Raw genomic sequence first — 4,139 nt, 5'->3', positions numbered from 1 at the left:
TCGCGTCCCTGCGCACGCAGCTCGCCAGCGCGTTCGTCGCGCGTGACCAAGCGGTCGCGGACCGCAACGACGCGTACGCCCAGCGCGATCGGGCCACCCTCGACCGTGACGCCGCCGTAGCCACCGCCGACCAGCTCCGCGTCGATCTCGCGGACGCCCGGGCAGGCACCGGCCTCGACGTGTCCGCTGAGAGGGTCGCCCTCGACCGGGACCGGCGCCTCCTCGAGGCCGACCGCGCAGCTCTCGCTGCCGAACGTGCCGCCCTCGAGGCGTCCGTCCGAGAGTCGTCCGTGGACGCCGGCCTCTTGGCGAACCGGCAAGATTTGCTAGCCGAGCTCTCGGCTGCTCAGGCCGACCGGGAGGCCTTGATCGCAGAACGCGCTGCACTCGTCGCCGAGCGTGATCGTCTCGCGACCGCACTCGCAGGCCGACCCGAGGGCATGGCTCCGGGTGTCCCCACGCCGCCTGGCGGCACGACGATCCGTGAGGCTGGCCCCGAGGGCTCCATGGCCTTTCTGCCCGGGTTCGACTTTGCCCGTCTCGAAAACCCCGACGTGATCCGCCGCCGCCTCGACGAGGCGCAGTACCCGCGCTGGGCCACGGTCGGCCGCATCGAGGGCGACGTGCTGGTCCTGTTCCAGGCCGACCGCAACGGACGCGTCGTCCGCACGGCGGTCCCAACTCCTCTCGGGGGCGGCCTGGACGCGCTCGCCGAAGAGATCGTCCGCGAGATGCGGTTCGACCCGCCCGTGGTCGACGGCATCCCGACCGGCCTGCGGTCCCAGGTCGTCGTCCGCTTCGAGTTGTAGGCGCACGGTGGACAGTGATCCTTCTGCACCCGTGCGGCTCCTGATCCTCGGGGCGTCGGGTGGGTGTGGGCAGTGGATCACCCGGCTCGCGATCGAGCGAGGGCACGATGTGCGGGCCTTGGTTCGACCGACGACGCGTTTCGATCCGCCTGATGGCGTCGAGGTCGCACGTGGCCTCGTCCTCGAGGACGGAACGCTCGAGCGGGTGATGGAGGGCCGAGACGTCGTGATCTCAGCGCTCGGCATCAAGCGGAAAAACCCGCTCAACCCATGGTCCCCTCTCGCTTCCCCGCCTGATCTCATGAAGCGGGTCGCAGAAAACCTCGCCCGGGTCGCGTCTGAGGCTGGCGTATCGAGGGTGCTGGCGATCAGCGCCGCGGGAGTCCGCGACAGCATCGAGGACGTCCACCCGATGATTCGCTGGATGATCTGCAACAGCAACGTGAACGCCGCATACCTCGACCTCGCGGCGATGGAGCGTGCGTTTAGCGAGAGCGACCTCGACTGGATGGCCCTTCGTCCCACCACACTCACCCCGGGCCGTCCGAGCGGATCGACGATCGGGATCCAGCGCTACGGGCTACTCACCACCACCCGGCGGTCTGACGTCGCGGAGTTCTTGCTGGATGTGGCAGCGTCGAGAACCCCGCTCCAGGACCGCACGCCGATGATCGCGTCGCGGTAGCGCGTGTGTCCTCGAGGTCGCTAGCCGTCGGCGTCGAGGACGTAGATGGCGCGCAGGTTGCGCGCGAGCTGACCGTAGTCGAGCCCGTAGCCGATCACGAACGCGTCCTCGATGTCGAACGCGATGTAGTCGACCTCGACGTCGACCTTGGCTGCGTCGGGCTTCCGCAACAGCGTCGCAGCCTTGAGGGACGCCGGCTTTTGGGCCGCGATTTTCTTGAGCACGTAGTCCATCGAGAGGCCCGTGTCGACGATGTCCTCGACCACGATGACGTGACGGCCCTCGAGGGCGGCGTCGACCTCCTTGAGCTCTGTCACGGCACCGCTCGAGACCTTGCTCGCGCCGTAGCTCGAGAGCTTGTAGAAGTCGACCTCGGAGTCGACCGTGATCGCCCGCATCAGGTCGGCGAGGAACATGAACGCGCCGTTCAAGACGCCGATCAAGATGGGCGGGTGCTCGACGTCTGCGTAGTCCTCTCCGATCTGAGCCCCGAGAGCTCGAACCCTCGCGTCGATCTCTTCCTCCGAGATCAGGATCTTAAACCGCTCGCCGCGGCAGGTGACGTGGTCAGGGGCGGCGATGGTCTCGGGCATCAGAGAGGATCGGGGTCGGACTCGAAGCTAGCCTGCCGGGCGGCTCCAGGTCCACCGCTCGGCGCGAGTCGTCGCCGGGGTGATCGCGACCGACCGGCCAAGCCGGTGCCCGACGACCCACACGATCTCCCCCTCGAGGCTGACAACGGGCACGGCTGGGCGACGCGCACGAGCGACGCCCCGCTCACGCAGCAGGTCAGAGACCAGCTTCGAGCCCTCGAGGCCGATCGGGAACATGCGATCCCCTTCTCGCCACGCGCGCACCTCGAGGTCGCGGACGCGGTCCGCGTCGACGACCTCCGTCAGTGGACTGGCGCCGTACTCAGACGGCACGGTATCGAGCGGCTCGACGACCAGCCCGCCCTCGAGGCCGAGTTGTTGACTCGATCTCTCGAAGCGGAGTCCACCGTGCTCTTTCCAAACCACAACGCCACTACTTGCGACCCGTTGCCCGACATCGGCCTCCGCCAGGTTTGCGATTCGGTCGACGAGCGCCCGCGTCTGAACGGTACGAGGTCGCACGGCGGCGATAGCGTCCATGATCCAGATTCGAGCCTGGGCGTCGGCAGACTCGATGTGCAGGACCGATCCGTCGAACGCGTCCTCGAAGCCGTCCCGCAAGGCCTCGAGGGCGGACCGGGCCGATTCTGCGGACACCGCGATTCGAAGGTCCGTCCCCTCTCCTCCCTCGCTTCGCAAGGCTGGCAGAACGGTTTGGCGCACGCGGTTTCGCTGGTAGCCATCGGAGTCGTTCGACGGGTCCACGCGCCAGGTCCAGCCCTTGGCGGATGCCTCGGCCTCGAGGCTGGATCGCGAGATTTGCAATAACGGACGAGCGAGCCGGATGCCGTCCTCCAGGACGCGAGCCTTCGGCATCCCCGCCAGACCCCGCAAGCCGGCGCCCCTGCTCATCGCCATGAGAACCGTCTCTGCCTGGTCGGTCGCCGTATGCGCGGTCGCCACGACGCTCGACCCATGCCGGCGCGCGACGGCTGCGAGCGCGGCGTACCGGGCGTGGCGGGCCTGAGCCTGAACGTTCCCCTCCCCCACAACGACGGACCGACGCTCGACCTCGAGGCCGAGGGACACGGCGAGGCGCTCCACCCACTCCGCGTCCGCCCCCGAGGACGCGCGCAGCCCGTGATCGACAGTCGCCACGACGACGCGCTGACCGAGCTGGACGAGCAGATGCAGCATCGAGACCGAGTCGAGGCCGCCGCTGACAGCTGCCACGAGGGCCTCTTCTCGAGCAATGCCGAGGTCGTCCAGAGCGCGGTCCACGACCTCGAGGGCGGCCCTGGCAGAGCTCGACGCCACGCTAGGACCGAAAGCGGCGGTCGATCTCGTCGCTCGAGATCCGCGTCATCGTGGGGCGTCCGGCCGGGTCGGAGAACGGGTCCTCGCAGGCGAACAGTTGGTCGACCAAAGTTCTCGCCTCGGTCGGACCGAGGGCGTGGCCGGTGCGGATCGCCGACCTCGAGGCGAGGCTCCGCGCCAGGTTCTCCCGGGCGTCGAGCGTGAGGGCCGTGCGGTTGCGGCGGTACTGCGACAGCAGGTCGTCGAGGACGTCCCGCTCGTGGCCCAGCGTCACGTCGGAGGGGACGCCCCGGACCAGGACCGGCTTGCCGTCGCGGGCCTCCATGTCGAACCCGAGCGCCTTCAGGTCGGGCAAGATCTCGTCCAAGAGCGCCCGGTCCGTGGGCGACAGATCGACGGTGAACGGGAACAGCAGCTGTTGGCTCGGGGCCATCCCGCCGGCCATGGCGGACAGCGCGCGCTCGTACAAAATTCGCTCGTGCGCCGCGCGCTGGTCGACGACTAGTAGCCCCGACCGGACTGGGGACAGCAGGTAACGACCGTGGAGTTGCCACAGCGTCCGGTCCTGGTCCACGTCGAGGTCGAGCTCGGCGGCGTCGTCCGGTACCGGCCCCATGCGAGACGGGATCGGCCCGGCGGGCGGAGCGAGGACGACAGGCGGGAGCGACACACGAGGCTCGACCTCGAGATCGACGACGGGCACCGCGTCCTCGAACGGGACCGGCGGGTCAGCGG

The 4,139-nt window shown here is 69.0% G+C and carries 4 protein-coding genes and 1 pseudogene; 2 read left to right on the top strand and 3 right to left on the bottom strand.

Going from position 1 to position 4,139, the window contains the following annotated elements; genetic code table 11:
- Both WBA11_RS04945 and WBA11_RS04940 read left to right on the top strand, forming a co-directional pair.
- Positions 1-809: TonB family protein (locus WBA11_RS04945; RefSeq protein ID WP_424519610.1), on the top strand; the 809-nt coding region annotated here is incomplete at its 5' end.
- Between the two features lie 31 nt (positions 810-840).
- Entirely contained in the window at positions 841-1,494 is a 654-nt protein-coding gene (locus WBA11_RS04940) for an NAD(P)-dependent oxidoreductase (RefSeq protein ID WP_424519609.1), read from the top strand.
- Between the two features lie 20 nt (positions 1,495-1,514).
- Here WBA11_RS04940 and hpt read toward each other — a convergent pair whose 3' ends face one another.
- The 3 genes and pseudogenes from hpt to WBA11_RS04925 all read right to left on the bottom strand — a co-directional run.
- Positions 1,515-2,087, bottom strand: coding sequence for a hypoxanthine phosphoribosyltransferase (gene hpt / locus WBA11_RS04935; RefSeq protein WP_424519608.1), 573 nt, complete (start codon positions 2,085-2,087; stop codon positions 1,515-1,517).
- Between the two features lie 27 nt (positions 2,088-2,114).
- The gene (gene tilS, locus WBA11_RS04930; protein WP_424519607.1) at positions 2,115-3,368 is read right to left on the bottom strand and encodes a tRNA lysidine(34) synthetase TilS; all 1,254 of its coding nucleotides are present in this window, start codon (positions 3,366-3,368) and stop codon (positions 2,115-2,117) included.
- A gap of 37 nt (positions 3,369-3,405) precedes the next feature.
- Positions 3,406-4,139, bottom strand: a pseudogene (locus WBA11_RS04925) (hypothetical protein); the annotation flags it as partial.

It is taken from the genome of Rubrivirga sp. (genome assembly GCF_049648075.1).
In the GTDB taxonomy this organism is placed as follows: Bacteria; Bacteroidota; Rhodothermia; order Rhodothermales; family Rubricoccaceae; genus Rubrivirga.
Note: the sequence above shows the minus strand (reverse complement) of the source record. Positions and strands in the feature narration are given on the sequence as shown.